The sequence below is a fragment of the Paenibacillus sp. FSL E2-0177 genome (assembly GCF_037992975.1).
GTDB lineage: Bacteria > Bacillota > Bacilli > Paenibacillales > Paenibacillaceae > Paenibacillus_AQ > Paenibacillus_AQ odorifer.
Window position 1 is genome coordinate 3,293,958 of sequence record NZ_CP150307.1, and the last position, 21,556, is coordinate 3,315,513.

The 21,556-nt window shown below is 39.0% G+C and carries 20 protein-coding genes and 1 pseudogene; 15 read left to right on the top strand and 6 right to left on the bottom strand.

The genetic code is table 11. The features are described from left to right. Positions 1-65: 65 nt before the first annotated feature. Entirely contained in the window at positions 66-674 is a 609-nt protein-coding gene (locus tag MHI25_RS14855) for a TetR/AcrR family transcriptional regulator (RefSeq protein WP_076184524.1), read from the bottom strand. Between the two features lie 257 nt (positions 675-931). Here MHI25_RS14855 and MHI25_RS14860 point away from each other — a divergent pair, with 257 nt between their 5' ends. The 8 genes from MHI25_RS14860 (at position 932) to MHI25_RS14895 (ending at position 9,802) form a co-directional block, all read left to right on the top strand. Further along, positions 932-1,699, top strand: coding sequence for an SDR family NAD(P)-dependent oxidoreductase (locus tag MHI25_RS14860; protein WP_340395592.1), 768 nt, complete (start codon positions 932-934; stop codon positions 1,697-1,699). Positions 1,700-1,910: 211 nt separating this feature from the next. Further along, positions 1,911-2,711 (top strand): GNAT family N-acetyltransferase, encoded by an 801-nt coding sequence (locus MHI25_RS14865; protein ID WP_340395593.1) that lies wholly within the window; start codon positions 1,911-1,913, stop codon positions 2,709-2,711. A gap of 34 nt (positions 2,712-2,745) precedes the next feature. Further along, on the top strand, positions 2,746-3,429 hold the full coding sequence (locus MHI25_RS14870; RefSeq protein ID WP_076125811.1) for a response regulator transcription factor: 684 nt from the start codon (positions 2,746-2,748) through the stop codon (positions 3,427-3,429). Further along, entirely contained in the window at positions 3,430-4,431 is a 1,002-nt protein-coding gene (locus tag MHI25_RS14875; protein ID WP_340395594.1) for a HAMP domain-containing sensor histidine kinase, read from the top strand. 95 nt (positions 4,432-4,526) lie between these two features. After that, a complete protein-coding gene (locus MHI25_RS14880; protein WP_076125806.1) occupies positions 4,527-5,210 on the top strand; it encodes an ABC transporter ATP-binding protein in 684 nt (227 codons plus the stop codon). Then, positions 5,207-7,810: an FtsX-like permease family protein gene (locus MHI25_RS14885; RefSeq protein ID WP_340395595.1), complete on the top strand. Its 2,604-nt coding sequence runs from the start codon at positions 5,207-5,209 to the stop codon at positions 7,808-7,810. The genes MHI25_RS14880 and MHI25_RS14885 overlap by 4 nt, the downstream gene beginning before the upstream one ends. A 143-nt stretch (positions 7,811-7,953) precedes the next feature. Beyond that, entirely contained in the window at positions 7,954-9,348 is a 1,395-nt protein-coding gene (locus MHI25_RS14890) for a protoporphyrinogen oxidase (RefSeq protein WP_340394269.1), read from the top strand. A 187-nt stretch (positions 9,349-9,535) separates the two neighbouring features. Beyond that, complete coding sequence (locus MHI25_RS14895) at positions 9,536-9,802, top strand: CD3324 family protein (RefSeq protein ID WP_076184530.1); 267 nt, start codon at positions 9,536-9,538, stop codon at positions 9,800-9,802. Between the two features lie 64 nt (positions 9,803-9,866). On the opposite strand, the gene MHI25_RS14900 is transcribed toward MHI25_RS14895, so the two are convergent. Together MHI25_RS14900 and MHI25_RS14905 are read right to left on the bottom strand one after the other, a co-directional pair. Continuing rightward, positions 9,867-10,664, bottom strand: coding sequence for a hypothetical protein (locus MHI25_RS14900; RefSeq protein WP_076184531.1), 798 nt, complete (start codon positions 10,662-10,664; stop codon positions 9,867-9,869). Between the two features lie 251 nt (positions 10,665-10,915). Continuing rightward, positions 10,916-11,555 (bottom strand): annotated as a pseudogene (locus MHI25_RS14905) (DUF2935 domain-containing protein). A 325-nt stretch (positions 11,556-11,880) separates the two neighbouring features. On the opposite strand from MHI25_RS14905, the gene MHI25_RS14910 reads away from it, so the two are divergent. Then, on the top strand, positions 11,881-12,432 hold the full coding sequence (locus MHI25_RS14910; RefSeq protein WP_076184532.1) for a GNAT family N-acetyltransferase: 552 nt from the start codon (positions 11,881-11,883) through the stop codon (positions 12,430-12,432). Positions 12,433-12,622: 190 nt separating this feature from the next. Here the strand turns inward: MHI25_RS14910 and sleB are convergent, their stop codons facing one another. Continuing rightward, complete coding sequence (sleB, locus tag MHI25_RS14915; protein WP_340395680.1) at positions 12,623-13,216, bottom strand: spore cortex-lytic enzyme; 594 nt, start codon at positions 13,214-13,216, stop codon at positions 12,623-12,625. Positions 13,217-13,439: 223 nt separating this feature from the next. On the opposite strand from sleB, the gene MHI25_RS14920 reads away from it, so the two are divergent. Beyond that, positions 13,440-13,991, top strand: coding sequence for a YdhK family protein (locus MHI25_RS14920; protein WP_076184534.1), 552 nt, complete (start codon positions 13,440-13,442; stop codon positions 13,989-13,991). A gap of 92 nt (positions 13,992-14,083) precedes the next feature. Here MHI25_RS14920 and MHI25_RS14925 read toward each other — a convergent pair whose 3' ends face one another. Next, positions 14,084-15,718 carry an MDR family MFS transporter gene (locus MHI25_RS14925; protein WP_076276465.1) on the bottom strand — a complete coding sequence of 545 codons (1,635 nt, stop codon included), beginning with the start codon at positions 15,716-15,718 and terminating at the stop codon, positions 14,084-14,086. A gap of 29 nt (positions 15,719-15,747) precedes the next feature. Beyond that, a complete protein-coding gene (locus tag MHI25_RS14930) occupies positions 15,748-16,176 on the bottom strand; it encodes a MarR family transcriptional regulator (RefSeq protein WP_036678010.1) in 429 nt (142 codons plus the stop codon). A 205-nt stretch (positions 16,177-16,381) separates the two neighbouring features. Here MHI25_RS14930 and MHI25_RS14935 point away from each other — a divergent pair, with 205 nt between their 5' ends. The 5 genes from MHI25_RS14935 to MHI25_RS14955 all read left to right on the top strand — a co-directional run bounded on the left by MHI25_RS14935 (position 16,382) and on the right by MHI25_RS14955 (position 21,503). Further along, a complete protein-coding gene (locus MHI25_RS14935) occupies positions 16,382-16,870 on the top strand; it encodes a hypothetical protein (protein WP_340395596.1) in 489 nt (162 codons plus the stop codon). Positions 16,871-16,998: 128 nt separating this feature from the next. Continuing rightward, positions 16,999-18,060 carry a MoxR family ATPase gene (locus MHI25_RS14940; protein ID WP_076125793.1) on the top strand — a complete coding sequence of 354 codons (1,062 nt, stop codon included), beginning with the start codon at positions 16,999-17,001 and terminating at the stop codon, positions 18,058-18,060. A 2-nt stretch (positions 18,061-18,062) separates the two neighbouring features. Then, a complete protein-coding gene (locus MHI25_RS14945; RefSeq protein WP_076302037.1) occupies positions 18,063-19,862 on the top strand; it encodes a peptidase in 1,800 nt (599 codons plus the stop codon). A gap of 36 nt (positions 19,863-19,898) precedes the next feature. Further along, positions 19,899-20,360 (top strand): NUDIX hydrolase, encoded by a 462-nt coding sequence (locus tag MHI25_RS14950; RefSeq protein ID WP_076184650.1) that lies wholly within the window; start codon positions 19,899-19,901, stop codon positions 20,358-20,360. 72 nt (positions 20,361-20,432) lie between these two features. Continuing rightward, the gene (locus MHI25_RS14955) at positions 20,433-21,503 is read left to right on the top strand and encodes a stalk domain-containing protein (protein ID WP_340395597.1); all 1,071 of its coding nucleotides are present in this window, start codon (positions 20,433-20,435) and stop codon (positions 21,501-21,503) included. The last annotated feature ends 53 nt before the right edge of the window (positions 21,504-21,556 follow it).

Here is a 21,556-nt window from a genome sequence, read left to right on the forward strand (position 1 = left end):
GATCATCTCTCAATGCGCTGGTTTTTTAAATTTCGTTCCTATATATGGCACTTGCAATTCGTTTCTTACCCATTGGGTTTTTTCATAAAAGCTATATGGTCTATTTTGCTGTTAACCAGTGTAATTAACTGTTCTGCCATATAGCTCGCCGAATATTTGAAATTGACTTCAGCCCAGTGCATAATGACACCTACTGTAGCAGACATTTGGTAACTCAACATAATTTCATAATCCACAGGAGCAGCATCAGCTTCTATCTCAATTCGCATATCCTCACGCATGGATTCCCGTAAACGGTCGAACAGTTCAACAGTCATTTTCCCTCGTTCCACTGCGGATAAGGCTAAAAACTCCGCTTTATGCCCCTCAATATATTCGAACAGCTGCAGAATGGAAGGGAAGACCTCCGTTGCCTCAATACGTTCCAATCCCTCATAAGGGTCTAATAGCGCCTCACCTATACCCTGTAGAAATTCATCATGTATTTCCTTAAGCAAAGCCTCTTTACTCTCAAAATGCTTATAAAAAGTCCCTCGATTGTAATCCGCTCGATTAGTCACGTCCAAAATCGTAACTGAATCATAACTATTTTCCAATATTAGCTCAACGAATGCAGATTTCAGAGCTTGGCGTGTTCTTCTGGTTCTTCTGTCTTCATGTTCTTCCTGTATCAAAAAAACTACCTCCAGCTATGATCTTTTTATCGTTCATTTATAGTTCTTACTTTAAAAGTAACAAAAGATCAGCTAATGTTCAAGATTTAGACATAAGTAAACACGGAGAGCAAGTATGTTGGTTAGGCGACATTACTTAAAATTCTGATTATTGAATAGGTTAACTAATGGGGTGTACTCTAGTAATAGAGATAGGTTATCCCATCTCCTAAGACTATAATATATAGCCAATTCATAACAAAGGATGCGAACATACAATGAGTGAATCAAATGTAAAAACTGCTGTAATTACTGGAGCTGCAGGTGGAATAGGTAAAGAGCTTGCCCGTCGATTGTCTGATCGTAAACTGAATCTTGTACTTGTCGATCTGAATGAAGAAGCGATAAAAAATGTCATCCAAGATTTAGGCTTAAATGAAACTAACTCTTTAGCTGTAGCTGCGGATGTCTCTAATGAAGAAGACGTTCAGAATTATGTTAATAAAGCGGTAGAAAAATTTGGAACCATTGATTATTTTGCAAACAATGCCGGAATTGAAGGTCCAGCAGGTCAAATCGAAGAGCTTAACGTTAAAGCACTCGATCTTGTATATAACGTCAATGTACGTGGTGTATTTCTTGGACTACATTATGTAATTCCTGTGATGAAAAAACAAAACTCAGGTGCTATTCTGAACACTTCTTCTCTGGCAGGACTCATGGGTGCACCAGGTATGGCCCCTTATATTATGTCTAAGCATGCTGTAATTGGTCTGACTCGCGTAGCTGCAAATGAGCTTGCACCACTTGGTATTCGTGTAAATGCGGTACTCCCAGGAACGATCAATACACAAATGATGCGTAAAATTGAAAATAATTTTGGAAGCGCAGAAGAATACAAGGCAGCTAACGAAGCTGCAACACCTATGGGACGCTACGGAGAACCGCAAGAGGTTGCCGCTGTGATGAACTTCCTTCTTTCGGATGAGGCTTCATTCGTAACGGGTTCTCTATATACAGTCGATGGTGGTATGATAGGTCAATAATGCAAGCTGATTTCGATCATTAAGGATACTTCAAATAAAGGATTGGGCCTGTGCGTCAAGCATTGGGTCCAATTCTTTTTTATTTAGGATACCCGGATCGGATTTTATAATAAGCAATTTGCTGAATTATCTTATAGAATATACAAAGGGGATTTAATCTTTTTAAGTATTGATCAGTGATTTAGATAAATTGTTGGCGAGGAGTGTTCATATGCATGAATTATCTCAACAGGATTTTAATGAAGTGAAACCGTTACTTACAGGTGCTCCTATTCATCCTGAAATTCTCTCCATTATCGAGGGAAATAATCCGGGCTGGATTTTTGTAGATCAACTTGTAACACCAAAAAGCGCGTTGGTATGGAGTAAGGGGATGCAAGGATTTTATATTATAGGCGATCACACCAATGAGTTATTTATTAAGAGCTTAGATAGTTATATATCCAGTCATATTGCACCGAGGATGAAAAAGCTTGGGCTGGAGTATTTTGAAGTCTCAGGTCAACACAATGAATGGAATCTGGCATTGATGTTTCCTTCTAGGAAGCTATATCCTTTTGAACAAATGGTGTTCAAGTTATTCCACAAGCCCGTTGAGTCCCTTAATAATGCGATTAGAATTATAAATCTTAAAATGCTGGACTGGGAGGACTTAGATCTAAAGAATATAGAATTTGTACATGATAATATTGATTTATTCTGGTCATCGAAAGAAGACTTTAGGGCAAAAGGCTATGGATATGCTGCTGTTGAGGGAACTGAGATTATGGGTGTATGTTATTCTAGTTTCGTTACGGAGGATACACATGCTATCGGAATTGAAACTCTCTCCAAGTATCGGAATAGAGGAGTGGGGACTCATTTAGTGGCCTTAGTAGCGGAGGATATACTTACAAATGGTTTTACGCCTTACTGGGACTGTTCATTAGATAATGAAGCTTCCCGAAAGCTAGCGCTCCGTTTAGGATTTCAGCAAATTCATCAATATAAGTGTAGTGCTTTTTCAATATGACGGTTTCGCAAATTATTAGGTTAGGATGAACATTATGAGAATATTGCTCGTAGAGGACGATAGAACGATTGCTTCAGGACTTGAATATTCCTTGCAGCAGGATCATTTTGAAACTATTTTATGTTATGATGCAACCTCTGCTAGGAGGGTGTTGGCGGAGCGGTTATCTGAAGTAACACTTTGCATTTTTGATCTCTCTCTACCGGATGGCAGCGGATATGATCTGTGTAAGATCGTGAAGGAGCGGAGCGATATTCCGGTCATCTTTTTAACTGCGATTGATGACGAAGTTAATGTAGTGATGGGACTTGATATGGGAGCAGACGATTACATAACTAAGCCATTTCGGATTCGCGAGCTGTTATCACGCATTAAATCGGTGTTAAGGAGATATAACAAGCAGGCTCAAACTCCATCTAATTTTGAACTAGAGAATATACGGATTAATACGCTTGAAGGAAAAGTTTATAAGAACGGCGATGAAGTTCTGCTAACAGCATTAGAATATCGTCTGCTTCTGATATTTGCTAATCATGTGGGACAAGTCCTTTCCAGAAATCAGTTGTTAGAGCGGATTTGGGATGTCGCCGGAGAATTTGTAAATGATAATACATTGTCTGTGTATATTAAACGCTTAAGGGAAAAGTTAGAGGATAACCCGCAAGAACCCACATTGATCAAAACAGTACGCGGTTTAGGGTATAAGGTTGGTGATTAGATGTTACGAAACAGAGAATTTAGATGGTTATTACTAACGATGACTACGATCAGCCTTCTGGCGATTATAGGAACGGCATTTATTTCATCAGCAGCGATGGGGATCACGGCGGTAACTTCAGTTCTGCTTATAGGTTGTTGTTTATTATTTACCCGCTGGAGATACCGCGAAATTGAGAAGCTTTCAGGGTATCTACGTCAAATTAGCAGCGGTAATTATTCGCTCGATGTTCGTGATAATCAGGAAGGCGAGCTTAGTATCCTGAAAAATGATATTTATAAGGTGACGTTGATGTTATCGGAGCAGCGTTTGCTTTTGCAAGAGGATAAAATAAAGCTTACCAATGCGATCTCCGACATCTCCCATCAGCTCAAAACACCACTTACCTCCATGACCGTGATGGCAGATTTATTAAGTGATCCTGATCTGGACGTTGAGAAAAGAATAGAATTTACGCGGAAAATCAGCCTTCAGCTCGATCGAATTGGCTGGCTGGTTTCTTCATTATTAAAGTTCTCAAAGATCGATGCCGGAACCATTCAATTTAAAAAAGATTCAATAAAAGTAAAGAAGCTTGTTCAGAAATCTATGGAGCCCATACTGATTCCAATGGATATTAAAGAGCAACGGATCCAAATCGAAGGTGAAGACGCTACCTCATTTATAGGCGATTGCAATTGGACAACTGAGGCGATGATTAATATTCTGAAAAACTGTGTAGAGCATACACCTGCTGGGGGAGAGATTACGATTTCTTTTGCAGAAAACACGCTGTTCACGGAAATTGTCATTACTGATAATGGCAAAGGAATTCCTAAGGCAGAGATCCCCTATATTTTCAAACGATTCTACAAGGGTACAAATGCAAACGAAGACAGCGTTGGAATTGGACTTGCCTTGGCGCAAAGTATTATCACTGAACAAAACGGCACGATTGATGTGGTGAGTGAAGTAGGAAAGGGTACACAATTTCGGATCAAATTTTACAAGCAAGTGATTTAACACTTATGGCTTAGTGACTAGAATGTCACTTAAGAGTCACTGAAGAGTCATTGTAGACAGATATACTGATCTCATCAACAAATGGGGGTCTAACAATGGATATTTTAAAGATTGAACATCTGTCTAAAACATATGGTAAAGGCGAGACCGCAGTAAAGGCTCTGGATGATGTATCTTTTTCAATTAAAAAAGGTGAATTCGTAGCGATTATTGGACCATCCGGCTCAGGAAAATCAACTATTCTGCATTTATTAGGTGGGGTGGATAGACCGACAAGTGGTAAAGTATTTGTAGATAACACGGATATTTATGATTTGAATGAAACACAGCTGGCGATCTTTAGACGCAGACAAATTGGTCTTATTTATCAGTTCTATAATCTCATACCGGTGCTGACGGTTGAAGAGAATATCACACTTCCGTTGCTGCTCGATCAGCATAAAGTGGATAAGAAGCAATTTGCAGATACCGTGAAGGCGTTAAATTTGGAAAATCGTTTAAACCATCTGCCGAATCAGCTATCAGGCGGACAGCAGCAGCGGGTATCCATAGGCAGAGCATTAATTAGTAACCCTGCAATTATGCTGGCAGATGAGCCAACTGGTAATCTAGACAGCAAGAATAGCAGTGAAATTATTGAATTATTAAAAATGTTTAATAAAACGTATAATCAAACACTGATTGTGATTACTCACGATGAACGTATTGCCTTGCAAGCAGATCGGGTCATTACTATTGAAGATGGAAGGATCGCTAAAGATGAGGTGATTCGTCCGTGAATATCGTAAACAAATTAACTATAAGACATTTGAAACAGAATAAGCGAAGAACATTGGTTACTATCATTGGAGTCATCATTTCAGTAGCTATGGTAACGGCTGTGGCGACGTTAGGTTTTTCTTTTATGGAATTAATGAAGAAGCAAAGTATCTCTACAAATGGAGAATGGCATGTCCAATATAGAAATGTTACTAAAGCTCAGCTCAAAGCGATAGAAACAGATGATGCGACAAAAGCCCTAGTGATCTCCAACGATCGTGGCTACGCCCCTTTAGAGGGTGGGAAGAATGAGAATAAACCCTATTGGTATATCAAGGAATATAATGCAGCTGGTTTTAAACAATTTCCGATTGAACTGCTGGAAGGTAGACTCCCGAAGACAAACCACGAAGTAGTCATTTCTGAGGAGATTGCAAAAAATGCAAAAGTCTCGTACAAGATTGGTGAAACTTTAACGCTTGATGTGGGTGAACGTGTCACTAGCGATGATGAAAATAGTGGCCAACCCCTATCTCAGAATGAACGATTACGGACTGAAGAGGATACCCTGCTTGAAAAGATTATTCATAAAAAATCAATGAACTATACGATTGTGGGAGTGATAAAACGTCCTACTTGGGAACCAACATGGTCTCCGGGTTATACTGCCATAAGTTATGTGGATGAAAGCATGATTGGAGCAGCTGAAAAAACCACAGCGACGGTTGTATTAAAAAAGGTGGACAGCTCCATATACAAGCATGCAGAGGAATTGGCAAAAGAAAATAAGATCGAGTCGATCTCTTATAATAATAGTCTGCTCCGCTATTATGGTGTGACGAATAACGATGGCTTACGTAACACACTTCTTTCATTGTCAGTAATTATTATGGTTGTGATTATCATTGGTTCCGTTTCTTTAATCTATAATGCTTTTGCGATCTCTGTCTCGGAGCGTGCACGTCATTTAGGGATGCTCTCCAGTGTAGGGGCTACAAAATGGCAAAAGCAGAATTCAGTGTTTTTTGAAGGAATGATTATCGGTTTAATTAGTATTCCAATTGGGATCATTTGCGGTATAGCAGGCATCGGGATCACTTTTATGTTTATCAATTCGATGATTCAAGATGTATTAGGGATAACTGAGAGATTAACGTTGATTGTTACACCTCTGTCTCTACTAACCGCTTGTTTAGTTTCAATACTGACAATTTTTATATCCACCTATCTTCCAGCCAGAAAGGCTTCAAAGATCTCGGCAATTGATGCGATCAGACAAACAACCGATGTTAAGCTCTCAGGTAAAGCGGTGAAAACATCCAAGTTCGTGCGCAGATTGTTTGGTATTGAAGCAGAAATTGGTTTGAAGAATTTAAAGAGAAATAAACGCAGGTACCAAGCAACCGTGTTCTCACTTGTCATTAGTATTGTTTTGTTTTTATCTGTATCAGCGTTCACTTCTAATATGAGAAGGTCGGTAGAACTCTCACAGGATGGTTTGAACTATGATATTCAAGTATATATGGGGACTGAGGACGCTCAAAAAGTGGACCGGTTGACGAAATCGATATCCAAATTACCTAATATAACGGAATATAATGTGACTAGGGAACTTAGTGTGAGTTCATGGATTGATGAGAAAAATATGGCGAAAGAATTGCAAGAGATTGTGCAGGCGGATAAGAGTGTTCTAAAGAACGGGAAATATCCTTACTATATTCAGATCTTTGCACTAAATGAACAGAGTTTGAAAACCTATGCAGAAACGGTCGGTATAAATTATGAACAACTAACGAAGCTTGATCAGATGACTGCTATTGTGAATGATACGGTTACCTTTGAGGATGAGAAAGCCAAAAAAATTGTTGAGACCAAAGCTTTTCACTCTGAAGTCGGCCAAAAGCTTGAGCTTATTTATACGGATTGGGATACCAAAAAAGAGACGGATTTATCACCAGTAAAAATTGTCGCTTTAACTGATAAACGTCCAATGGGAGTACATTCAGCAATGGTTGGTGGAATAAACATCATCGTCTCTGAACAAGTCTTCGATAAACTAACAAATGATGCGATGAGCAAAGATATTCAAAGCCGGCTTAACTTGAACAGCACAAACCCATTAGCAACACAACAAGCCATAGAGGAAATGAAAGAGCGGAATATCTATGTTCAAAATGTGTATCAAAATAGACAAAATAGTGAGCAGATGATCATGTTAATGTCTATTTTCACCTATGGTTTTATTGCTTTGATTACTTTAATATCAATTGCGAATATTTTTAATACGATATCAACTAGCATATCTCTTCGTAAAAGAGAGTTTGCGATGCTGAAGTCTGTGGGCATGACACCAAATGGTTTTAATAAAATGATTAATTACGAAAGTGTTTTTTATGGAATAAAGTCACTACTATATGGGCTTCCGATTAGTATAGTTATTATGTACTTGATCTATAGATCAATGATGAGCAGCTTCTCTTATGGATTCACACTTCCGTGGATGAGTATCTTGTGTGTCATATTGGCAGTATTTATCATCGTTGGTGCAGCCATGTTATATTCAAGCTCTAAAGTGAAAAAAGAGAACATTATCGATGCATTGAAACAGGAAAATATATAACTATTACCCCAACATTGCCGCGTTTAACGCGGCTTTTTTGTGTCATATCTGACACGTTGGTATGTAAATTCTTATAAATTCCTATGATATAATGTACACAATTGAATTGAACAGATTATAACCACGAGGTAGGTGTCAACGAATTGAGAACAGTTGTCGTGATTGGCGGGGGAATTACTGGATTGTCTACCGCTTACTATTTACAGAAATCTATAGAGCATAACAAGCTAGATGTAAAAATCATTTTGGTTGAAGCCAGCGATAGACTGGGCGGCAAAATCAGAACACTAAAACAAGAAGACTTCATTATGGAGTCTGGGGCAGATTCTATTGTCACCCGTAAAACGAATGTTGCACCTCTGATTGAAGAGTTGGGTATACAAAATGAGGTTGTATATAACGCGACAGGAATATCCTTTATTTATACAGAAGGTAAACTGAAGCAAATTCCTAAAGATGCAGTCTTTGGCATTCCGCTCAGTATGGAGTCGCTTGCTACAACAGAACTGATCTCAGCTGAAGGAAAGGTTGAAGCACTCAAAGATTTCTACACTCCCAATAATAAGTTTACGAAAAACGATTCCGTGGGTGATTTTCTAGAAGCTTTCTTTGGAAAAGAACTTGTCGAGAAGCAAATTTCACCGGTTCTTTCAGGTGTATATTCCGGGAAGCTAAGCGAACTTACAATAGCCTCAACGCTGCCTTATTTGATTGATTATAAGAATGAATACGGCAGTATTATTCAAGGCTTATCCGCAAATAAAGCCAAATTTCAAGGGAATGGTGATAAGAAGTTCATGTCATTCAAGGGAGGTGTATCTGCCTTGATCGACTCTATGGAAGAACATCTTTCTAATTCGGAGATCATCAAAGGGATTCGTGCCGAAAGAATTGAGAAGCGTGGAGAGCAGTACCAGGTAACTTTGGCAGATGGACGAATCATAGACTCCGATGTTGTCGTACTTGGAACGATGCATTCTACTGCACAAGCGCTACTTCAAGACGAAGAACTAAATGAAGATTTCAATCAGTTATATAATAGTTCTATGATTAGTGTATATTTAGGATTTGATATCCCCGACAGTCAGCTGCCTGCGAATGGCACAGGGTTCATCACTGCCAACAGCGATGATGTTCTATGTAATGCGTGTACGTGGACAAGTCGCAAGTGGGAGCATACGTCAGGACAACAGCGTCTGCTTGTCAGACTCTTTTATAAAAGCTCAAACCCTCATTATGATTCGTTGATCAAGCTATCTGAAGAGGAACTATTGAAGGTGGCTTTGAAAGATATACAGACCAGTCTCGGGATAACAGGACAGCCAGCTACCTACGATGTGACCAAATGGCATGATGTAATGCCAAATTACCATAAACTTCATCATCAAATTGTAGTATCCTTAGAGAAGAAGATGACAGACAGGTATCCTAATGTTATCCTTGCTGGATGCTCCTATTATGGTGTAGGCATTCCAGATTGTATTGCGAATGGAGAAAAAACAGCAGAGCGTATTTTGGAACAAGTAATTACACATTAAAAAGGAGGGTGTACAATCGTGAGAAGATTAGCGATCAGCTCTATGCAAAGTCTAGACTTATAAACAACGGCGGTTGTTTGTATAGAGCGAAAAATTGATTTTACCGCTAGTGCAGTGTGCATGGGTTGTTTAAAGAATAGACTTTGCTACCTTCAAACTCATAAAAAGTTTAAGGAGCAGAGCGATTATGAAATATGTAAATGCAGATACGATTTTCCCAAAAGAATTATTAGAGGAAATTCAGAAATATATCAACGGGGGTATGGTTTATATCCCTAAACCTGAAGAATCACATGTAAAATGGGGCGAAAAGTCAGGGAGCAGAAAATACTTAAGATCTAGAAACATCGAAATCTGTCTAAGGTTTGCTGTGGGTGCAACGGTTGACCAGCTTTCAGATGAATATTGCCTATCTAGGGATAGTATTAAGAAAATCATTTATTCAAAAAAATAGCTTATCATCCAAAAAAACCACGTTAGAGGAAACTCTGACGTGGTTTTTGGAATTTAATTATAATTTAATCTGAAATACCATACTTTTTCCGATATTTATTGATCCCATCTACAAACTGTCCTTCATACTTCACGCCTTCTTCCATCTTTTTATTTGCGGCATTAATAGCTGTACTAGAAACCTTTGTTTTGTATAGTGCTTCTTTCATCATTGTCATTGCTTCTAATTGCAACTTAATCGCTTTTAAGTAGATTTCATGTAACGCCTGCAATTCTGTATTGGGTGCTTTAATCTTTTTCGCCTCTATTACCAACTTAGTGTAATTAGGAATGATCACATTATTAAAAGCTGTATAGCGTTGTTTTCTATTGTTACCTGTATCTATTCTGTTCTTTACATATGCCTCAGAGGCAATTTCGTCAAATTTAAAAATCGCTGCTATTTGATTAGAATAGGTTGTGAAATCTATTACTTCTTGTGGCGTTTTCATCTTTTCTTCATAATCTGCCTCAGATAGAACGGTAATAGGGAATCTTTCTTCAGACCAACCAGGAATGTTGAAGACTACTTCTGCAGAACCTTCTTGAACTCCTGTAATAATATAATCTGAGTAACCATCCAATTCAATGGTAAGTATAGATTCATCAGAAACTTCAGGTGTCAATTTTGCATATGTAAGACTGGTCATTTCAGCTAGTAAGCGAACTTTTATTTTTGTGGTCCCACCCACGGGAATAACATCACTAGATAAAGTAATACTCGCTTCGTTGAGCAATTTCTTATCAGCAGCAAACACAGTGGATGGCATTAATAGAGCAATAACCATAGTGCATAGTATCAAATATCGACCAAACCTTTTCATTTTCAATCATCCTTATCTATTGATTTTGTATTTACTGGTAGCAATCTCGTCTTCCATAAACTTACTATTCCTCCCTGAGTTTTACTATAAAGTGTTTCTTCTCAAATACCAACTACTTTTTGTGCTTTAAATCTCTATACATCGATTGGGAATGGATTACTGAATTAAATGAAGTCAAATATAAAGATAGATAGGGCGACAACCTGTATTTTTTGATACAAGTAGTAGCCCTATCCATTAAATATGTAATGCTATACGATTTGTTTATTCATATTCAAAGAGGCTTCAAATGCATCAATTATATACAGGAATCGTTCTGCTTCTCGGAATACATGATCCGCAAGCAATGGATGGATGATGCTCTTTATTCGGCATTCCTCAATAAGATCACGTGCCGCTTTCTTAAAGTCACGGAGAGATTTAACTGAGACTTTATTCTCGTCAAGTTGCTGACTGAGCAGGGGTTTGGTTTTCATTAATAATTGCGTCTGATAAAAGATCTAACCTACCCTGATTCAGTTCTTCCAGTCGATTTCGAAAATAGTTGGCTTCCCTACTGACATGATCCACTAATAAGGGAAAGTTCGTTCCGCCTGGAAGCTTACATTGTAGAATTAGACCTAGTATTTTCCTTTTAAACGCCCAGATATGTGAAGCTGCACTATGAACTTCCTCATTAAACTTCCATATTACTGCTGGATCAGAATCCACAGTGAATCCGAGTGATTTATTCTCTATGGCTTCGAATGTGGCATAGAAATGGTTTGCTTCATTAATTAGTTGCGTATCTTCACAACGAAACCCTAATTTAAGAAAAAAAGAGTGTTCTTTCATGATTCGTGACCAGAATCTTATTTCATCTAGAGGTCTCGAAACAAAAGGATCCGGCATATCTGAGTACACCCCCCATTTTCATACAATTATAATCTGCGTGAGGTTTGTACTATATCCGCAAAAGTTAAGACGAGTATATAGAAGTACAGTAGGTACGCTTAACTTAATTATCAAATATAAATGGTGACATTATATAAAAATCAATTCTAATCGAATATGGCATATAACTAGAGCGAGGTCGTAATTATACTAAAAAAGAAGTGACAATAGACAAGAAATTGTGGAGGTATGATGGAGATTAAGCTTGTTCCAGTAACCATAATATTTGAGTGATCTCCATAAATATATTCAGGAATTCGACAGAAGGTAAGGAGGGAACGACATGAATATCACAATCACCTTAACTGACAGTGCCTCGAAGTTTATTATTAACAACCTTTACCCACTATACTTACACGATCTATCAGAAATATGGGGGACGATTCCTAATCGATATGGGATATTCGAGGAGGACGAGACACAGTCACTGCAGGAACAGAATAAAGTCTTCGACATTTGGTGGGAGAAAGCTGGCATTTTGTATCCTTATTTAATAAAAGAAAATGATATTCCAGTAGGGTTTGCATTAGTTGCTACACCACCATACACACCGTCTGCTTGTGAATTCTATTTGAATGAATTTTTTATTCTACGGCCCTTCCGTGGTAAGGGGATCGCTGAATATGCGGCTAAGGAAGTCTTTAAGCTTCATTTGGGTAACTGGGAGCTGCAAACGAATCCCACGGATACAAATAGGAGAGCACAGCATTTTTGGAGGAAAACTTTAAAAGAATACACTGGTGATAGTTATTTAGAGGAATGCGGGAAGTCATATGATGATGAATTAAAGATGATTTTTACATTCAATAACCAAACAAAATTATCGAATCCATAAAAGGGGATTTCGAAGTTATGTTTAAGAATTCATTCCTAAAGGCAAAAGCTTATAAGTACAATTCACTGCAATATTTAGTGGCTTTAGTGCTTGGAATGGATTCTAACACAACCGAATAGGTTTTATAATAAAAGCCGATCTAACTATCGTAGTTAGATCGGCTTTTGTTGATCTTAACTATTTGAAGTATTTAACTCGCAAATATATGCTTACCAATTTTTAAGTTTTGAGGACGTGACCAAATCCATGCACTAGTTGCTGTATCGGGATTGAAATAATAGATTGAATGGTTTGTCGGGTCCCAACCTCGAACAGCATCAAGAGCAGCTAAATAAGCTGTCTGATTTGGTGTAAGCCAATACTGGCCGTCAGATACGGCTGTGAAAGCTCCTTTTTGGAATACAACTTCTTTGATATTGTCAGGAAATTGACTAGATTGTATACGATTCATGACTACTGCACCCACTGCAACTTGTCCAACATAAGGCTCACCGCGAGACTCACTGTAGATAACTTTAGCCAAAATATCCATTTCATTAATATTAAGCGTGTGTTTTTTTAAAATATTCCAAGTTTTTGTCCCCGAAATCCCATCAGCGCTTATGCCATAGGCCTTTTGAAATTTAGCAACCGCTGCTTTCGTCTGTGATCCGTATACCCCATCTAAGGGCTCAGTATAGAAATCAAGGGTTTTTAATCTATATTGTAGATCCCATACATCTCCTGAAGAACTTCCTATGGTTAATACCGGAGCTGCATTAGCAGAACCGATGATAGTAGCCATGCTCACCAGACCCAAAAGAAGCAACAAAGTGAATATTTTAGTCTTCATTATAGCAGCCTCCTTTCTGAAAACATTATAAATATAGTTTAAGCATTGAGACAATACTCATTTAATGGAAAATAAATTACTGTTTTACAAACTGTGAATCCTTAGTTCCGTTTGTGATTTTCTGAAATGGGTAAAATAATACTTATAGGCAGATAAAATTTCGGAGGTCTTTTATATGAAAAAGCAATTATTTCTACTAGTCGTCGCAGCTGCTTTCAGCTTAAGTGCTTGTAGTAATGACAATAGCTATGGCAATCAGATGTCTTCTAACGATACACAAATGGAACATAACTCACATTCAAGTTCAGGTGAAGTTCCAAAAGATCTGAGGGTAGCGGAGAATCCTACTTACAAAGAAGGAAGTGAAGCTGTGATCCAAACTGACCATATGGAAGGGATGAAGGGAGCCATTGCGACAATTGTGGGAGCTTATGAGACGACAGCATATAATGTTTCCTATAGACCTACTACAGGAGGTCAGCCGGTCACAAATCATAAGTGGATTATTCATGAAGAAATAAAAGAAGCAGAGGATATATCCTATCAACCAGGCTCAGAGGTCATTATGGAATCTGATCATATGAAGGATATGAAGGGTGCAACGGCTCAGATTAACTCAGCAGAAAAAACCACTGTCTATATGATTAATTACAAACCTACTACGGGTGGAGATGAAGTGAAAAATCATAAGTGGGTAACAGAAGATGAGCTTTCACCTGTAAAATAATAGATCAACACAAAAACTGCAACTTACTCAGTTACGCATGAGTACGTTGCAGTTTTTGTTGTTTTATAGTCAGCTTCAAAAATAATTTGCGGTTAGGCTTTATCCACTGCAAGTTTTGAAGATTTCATGTTTGACAGGTCCTGTTCAGCTTCTTCAGGAACTGGCATTTGGTTAGAAGTACGAAGTGGAAGCTCCTTCAGGAAGAAGACAAGCACGAAAGCTACAACAAGCACAATGGTCCCGGTTAAGAACACGGATGACAATGTCTGTCCTAAAGCATCACGGATACCCTCAATCATTTGTAAGAAGACAGGCTGTACATCGGCTGGCAGACTAGCTTGAGTCTGTTCAAGCAATGGTTTGTTCATTAATGCCTGTGGATTAGCGAAGGAGAGCATTTGCTCAGCAAGTTTTGGATCTATCTGTGTGAAATCCGGCGCTGATGACGATTGCAGAGCTTCCTTCAAGTTTTTGGTAAGACTATTGGACATAACGGTACCCATGACTGCGATACCGATCGTACCGCCTAAATTACGGAATAATTGTGAGGAGGCCGTTACTACACCTAGTTCGGTGTGTGAAACCGCATTTTGAGTAGCTAGTGAGAATACTGGCATCCCCAATCCTAACCCAAGACCAAACACAATCATACTTAGGACAGCCATCGGTACATTATTCATAAATACCATAATTGTCATACCAGCAATCATAATGGGTATTCCAATTAATGCGTAACGTTTATACTTTCCTTTTTTTGCCATCTTTTGTCCGGTAAGGGCACTGGCTACAACCATAACGATCGACATTGGCATAGTAACATACCCTGCATAAGTCGCGGAGATCCCCAGAACACCTTGTACGAAGAAGGAAAGATAGATCATAGCTCCCATCATACCGAAGTTCATAATAAAACCAATAATATTAGATATGGTAACTACACTATTCTTAAATAGATGAAGCGGGAGTATTGGATTTTTAGCTTTGGATTCGACAAAAATAAAGAGAAGTGCCGAAACGACTGTTCCCGCCAACAGGCCGAGAATTTGCGAAGAACCCCAATCATATTCTGTACCTGCCCAGGTGAAGGCAAGCAGTAGAGGAACGATGGTAGTTGTCATTAACAAGGAACCTAAATAGTCGATGCTGGTTGACTCTCCGCGTTTGCCTTTAGGAAATAAGGTAAGAATCATCACGAAGGCCACTACACCAAGCGGTAGGAAGATCCAGAACAGCCAATGCCAATCCATATTGTCGATCAAAAAGCCTCCAAGCGTTGGTCCAAGCACACTGGAGAAACCGAATACGGCCATCATCAACCCCATCCATTTACCACGTTCACGCGGAGGGAATAAGTCACCTACGGCAGTAAATGCGGTGGATTGAATAATACCTGCACCTACCCCTTGAATCCCACGATAAATGATAAATTGATAAACATCGGAAGATGTTCCTGTCAGAAAAGCCCCAACCATAAATAATAGAATACCTGCTAATAGAAAGGGTTTACGTCCGAACATATCAGATAACTTACCGACAAGAACGGTCGCTATTGTTGATGTTAATAAATAAATGTTAATAGTCCAAGTATAGTAATCCATGCCATCAAGAATTGCGATTATACGCGGCATAGCAGTACTTGTAATTGTCTGATTAATCGCTGCGAACAGCATTGCAGCCATAATAGCTATCATAATACTAAGTTTTCGTTTGCTGGATAAATGTTCCATTCGATTGTTTCCCCGCCACTTTTTAAATTTTATCTCTTGTCTAAATCAGAAATTATAACTGCGAAAATTCTTCTTAAATGCTCAATATCTTCATCGGGCAGTATCTTAAAGTAAGATTCCATAAGTTCTTGATGGCGTTCCTGCACCTCTTTAATCGTTGCTTCTCCTTTCTGCGTAATGGTGATGTGTACCACTCTTCGATCATCCTTGGCGCGTTCCTTATTTACGTAATCTTCAGCGATTAATTGGTCTGTTACGCCTGTAATTGCTGCTGAGGTAATACCAAGAGCTGCAGCAATCTGTGATACGTTTTGTGGACCGTTCTTAGATAAAGTCCTGAGGGTTTTGAACTGTGTAATATTTAGGGGGTAGTCTTGTTTGTTCCAATCTTGAGAGATTCCTTTTAAAAAGGATTTGAACATAGTAGATATCTGAAGAAAATCTTCATTATTAGCCAAATCACGCCTCCTAAAGTTATGAAATAGGGCGGAATAAGTAATTCCATTAAATTTTAGATAACAACTAAATGATTAACTACTTAATTATTAAAGCGTGAAACAATATATCATCCTTTTTTATATCTCGTCAAGAAAAGGTTTGTTTTTTCGAATGAAATAGAGTGGGTTGATAATATATATAGGGAAAGGATCGGGGGAGTTTATATTGAGAGAATGGGTTAAGCATCAAGATCCAAACAATAAGTACGGTGCAAAGTTCACTTTAGGCGATAGAGATGTAGAGTTACCCCAAACGGCGATTATCTCAGTAACACGAGGAGAAAATTTCAATATATTCAGAATTATGATTAATGGAACTATTAATAATTTCGTTAAGAAGCAACTTCAGAAAAATGAAAATCTCCTATATGCTGAGCTCTCTGGACAACTTCAGGGAGGTGTCGGGCAGACTATAACGGTGTGGAAAAAAGGAAGCTCCATGAATAATTTCAGGAAAAAAGGTGCACATAAATTTGCTATGAGATTTTTTTCATGGGTTTTTTATGGCGGGAAAGTACAGGCTTACTTTTTAACATGGAAAATCTCAAACTCAATTCCTGAAGATAATGAAATTAAAGAAATAGTGAAAAAATATGGGAAACATTATGACGGTGGGAAATTATTAAAATCTGCGCAACAACCTCCCCTGAAATAAATAGTAACCCTCGACTAGGATGTGGGGTTATTCATCTGTTGTTGAAGTTCGTTCCTGAGCTAATGAATTATTTGTTATACTGTGTATAGTTATCGTTATTATCATTACATTAAAAAAGGAGCATTTATTTGAATCTAGCAACTCCTGTAACACCTATTCAACTTATGCAAGTACTTCTAAACGTTTCTGTGATTCGCCCTGTTTTTATATGGGGGGCGCCTGGTATTGGGAAATCTTCGCTAGTAGAAGCTTTTGCTGATCAGGTGGGTCTTCCTTGTGTGTCTCTATTAGGTTCTCAATTAGCACCTGAAGACATCATTGGAGTCCCGCAAATCGTTAACGGTAAGAGCCAATTCTGTCCTCCAAAAATGATTGCTCGGGATGAACCTTATTGTTTGTTCCTGGACGAGCTTAATGCCTGTTCTCAAGAAGTGCAAAAAGCTTTTTATAGTCTCATCCACGAACGCCGCATAGGCGATTATCACCTACCTGAGGGCTCTATAGTAATAGGAGCTGGTAACCGTGCACAAGATAGTGCAATTGTTAAACCTATGTCATCCGCGCTTATCAATCGGATGTTCCATATACAGTTAAATGTATCGTTTCAAAATTGGATCTCTTGGGCATATGAGCATAGCATTCATCCTATGGTTATTGAATATCTGGAATTGCGTCCCGATCATTTGTGGAGTGCACCTCCAAAGACTGAAGAGCCTTTCTCCACGCCACGCTCTTGGCATATGCTTAGTGATGCACTACATGAGTTTGGCGATGATATAAATGCGGATACCGTGGGGATTTTAGCGAATGGTTCACTGACACCTGCTCACGCCACACAATTCAGGGCTTTTTATAAAAATCTAACTGGAAAATATGAACTTAATCAAATTATAGATGGTAAATCCTCATTTCCAACGGCTCCAGAAGATCGGGATCTCCTGTATTTCCTGGCGCAATCCTTGCGTGCCCAGATTATCAAAGAACTCCCTCCGATTAAAGATAACGTACGAGATGGACATCGCCAATTTGCACACACTGTTAAAAAGCTGATTAAAGACCTGTCCGTCATTAGCTTTGAAATTGCACAGCTAGTAGTTGCTAAGCAGGAGCAAAGTGATAATATTCCAGATTGGTTAATGGTTGAAATTGTACGTGATTTACCACGTCTTGCAATAAAAGAGCGGGGGTAAATATGGCTAAAAAAACAACTCCAGATAATCCCGCTTTGAAAAATTTTAATGAAGCATGTTCGTTAATCGCGGATCATCCTATTTTTGCGCCGTTATCTGTTCGAGCTTCGATTATTCATAATGAAAATAGTCCCTATCCTGAAGACGGCTGGGCAATTGTCACTAATAACGGTTATATTTACACTCATCCTAAACGGCGTGGCGAGGTTGCTGAATGGATGTACGTTTTGGCACATTGTTTTCTTCATTTAGGTCTTGGACATTTAAAGATTAAAGAGAATCAAGTGGCGTGGAACGTTGCATGTGATGTGTACATAGCAAAGTTTTTAAATGACTTGAAGCTTGGGAAAGTACCCGCAGATATGGAGTCGCGAATTGATCTTACAATTAAAGATGAACAACAGCTTTACGAGCAGTTTATGATAAAAGGAATTCCGGACACCTCCAGATATTTTGGGACTGCGGGTGTTTCAAAACTGGATATGAATGTTAGAGAAACCACCAAAAGATACTGGGGAAAAGCACCGGATTGGGAAGCCTATTTTGCTTATGGGTTATCTAATGCTGTGACGAATGCAGTAAGTGTTGCTGGAGGCCATGCTAATACTATTAGTGACCCTGCACTTTCATTAACCGCTCCACAACGTGCAAAACGATGGTTTATGGACAGATATCCTTTATTAGGTGCGCTTGCCGCCGGCTTTGAGATTATAGAAGATCCAGCGATATGTCGGCGATTTGATATTTCCATAGCTGCCATTGACGTTATTGAGCGCAAAATATTTATGAACCCTGCAGCCGGACTAAACGATGAGGAGTGTATTTTCGTGATGGCGCATGAGCTTCTGCACGCGGGGCTTCAGCATCACGAGCGATGTCTTGGCCGGGATCATTATCTTTGGAATGTGGCTTGTGACTACGTAATAAATCTATGGCTAGTAGAAATGAGTGTAGGGGAGTATCCGCGAATTGGACTCTTATTAGATCCTGAGCTTAAAGGTTTATCTGCTGAAACGATTTATGATCGTATGGTCGGAGATATCCGCACTTATAAGAAACTGGCAACCTTGAGAGGGAATGGACTTGGTGACATTTTAGATAACGGTTCATCAAGTTTTTGGGATGCGAGAGAAGGACAGACACTAGATGATTTCTGTAAAAATGCTATGCAACAAGGACTTATGTATCATGAAGAGCAAAGCCGCGGTCTTTTGCCATCAGGCCTAGTTGAAGAGATTAGAGCGCTAGGCCAGCCACCTATTAAATGGGATGTAGAGCTTGCTCGGTGGTTTGATCATTATTTCTCACCGCTTGAGAAGACCAGATCTTATTCACGAATTAGCAGACGTCAATCTTCTACACCTGATATCCCTCGACCACAGTGGGTTCATAGCGGTGCTGCAGATGATGGCCGTACTTTTGGAGTTATTTTAGATACCTCAGGCTCAATGGATAAAAAGCTTCTGGCCAAAGCATTAGGAGCCATTTCAAGTTATGCGCAGGCTCGTGATGTTCCTTTTGCACGGATTATCTTTTGTGATGCTTGTCCTTATGATGCAGGTTTCATGCCCCCGGAGGCTATCGCGGATCGGGTACAAGTGAAGGGAAGAGGGGGAACGATCTTACAACCAGCTATTGATTTGATTCAACAAGCTGAGGATTTTCCGAAAAAAGGACCACTTCTAATTATTACAGATGGTTATTGTGACAAGCTGACCATTAAAAGAGACCATGCTTATATTTTGCCCAAGGGAAATGACTTACCTTTCTCACCCAAAGGACCTGTATTCAGAATAAATTAGGGCTTAGAATAAATTTAGAGCGAGGTAACAATGGATATGAATCCCCCCAAACATATTCTTTCAGCAGCTACAGTTGTATTCAATGATCAAGAAGAAATCTTATTAATAAAAGGTCCACGTAGAGGCTGGGAGTTGCCAGGTGGACAGGTTGAAGAGGAGGAGTCCCTTATAGAAGCAGCAATCAGGGAAGCCAAAGAAGAATCGGGCATTGATATAGAGATAAATAAGTTCTGCGGAGTTTTTCAAAATGTTGATCGATCTATTTGTACTAACCTATTTCTAGGGAAAGCCATCGGCGGCGAACCTGCTACTAGTTCCGAGAGCTTAGAAGTTGGTTTTTTTTCGATAGAACAAGCATTGGAAATGGTCACATGGAAAAACCTCAGACTGCGGCTGGAGTATTGTCTAAATGATAAGGTGCAGCCTTTTTACGTAGAGTTACGGGGTACAGAAGTTGAAAAAATTATATTTAAATTAGAAAACCAGCAAACTTTTTAGAGGTCCTCCTGCGTCCTAGCTAATGAGTGTCATCGGAAGGCACTTATAAATAGAGATGGAGGATGACGAGATATGAACAAAAGAACAAAAAATCTATTTAAAATGAGTGCAGTTGGATGTGTAGCCATTATGGGAGTGAGTGCAGCTTCTTTACCGGTTCATGCTATGGTTTCCACACAAGTAACAGCTAATGTTTCTGCGGCTTTACCGTCCAAGACACCAGCCCTTGCTGACATTAAAGTACAAGAAAAAGTACTTAACACAACAAGTAAATACCTGATTGCAGATTTAAAAGTACCACAGCTAACAGGAATGCTGGATACTCATTATCAAGATGAACTGAACGATATTATCCTCTCTCATGCTGAAAAGGATCTGGCACAGTGGGAGAAAGACGCCGCAGAAATGGGCAAAAAAGCACAAGCTGATCAAATGGAATTTCATCCTTATACTCTTTACATTACTTATGATCTGAAATCAGATGGAACAGGTTCTCCAGCAGGCGTTATCTCCTTGACTGTTACTACTGAAGGTTCTGAAGGTGGAACAAGCATGCCGCGGATCGATACTTATAATGTGAAAAATATAGCTGAGGCAGAACCTGTTGCACTAACGGATCTACTGGGCGCTAACTACAAAGAGAAGCTCGATGCAGACATTCTGGCAGAGATTAAAAAGGATTCAGATAAGGATTTCTTAGAAGAGTACACAGGAACTTCAACTGAGCAGTCGTTCTATATCGATAAAGGTGACTTAGTAATCGTATTCCCTAAATACAGCATTGCACCAGGTTATGTAGGTTCACCAGAGTTTCGGTTCAGCTTAAATCATAGTTCAACGGATACAACTAAGCTAGATTTGAAAAAAGTAGCTACTTTCACGAATAAGAAAGGCGTGCTCATGGTATCGCTTCGTGATGTGGCCAGTCAACTAAACTATGAATTGAAATGGAATCAGTCTACCAAAACCGCTGAGTTGATGAAAGGAGCGCAGTGGACAAGTGTTACGCTTAACAAAGATTCATACTTCTTCGCAAAAATGACTCCTAAAGCTTTAGGTGCCGCACCTGTTCTGCAAGATAACAAAACCTATGTACCTGTTCAATTCGTATCAGAAATTCTACAGGTTGAAGTTCAGAAATAACCATTTAGAAGTTTGTAAAAGTAGTTAGAATTATTAAAAACATCCAGCAGGGT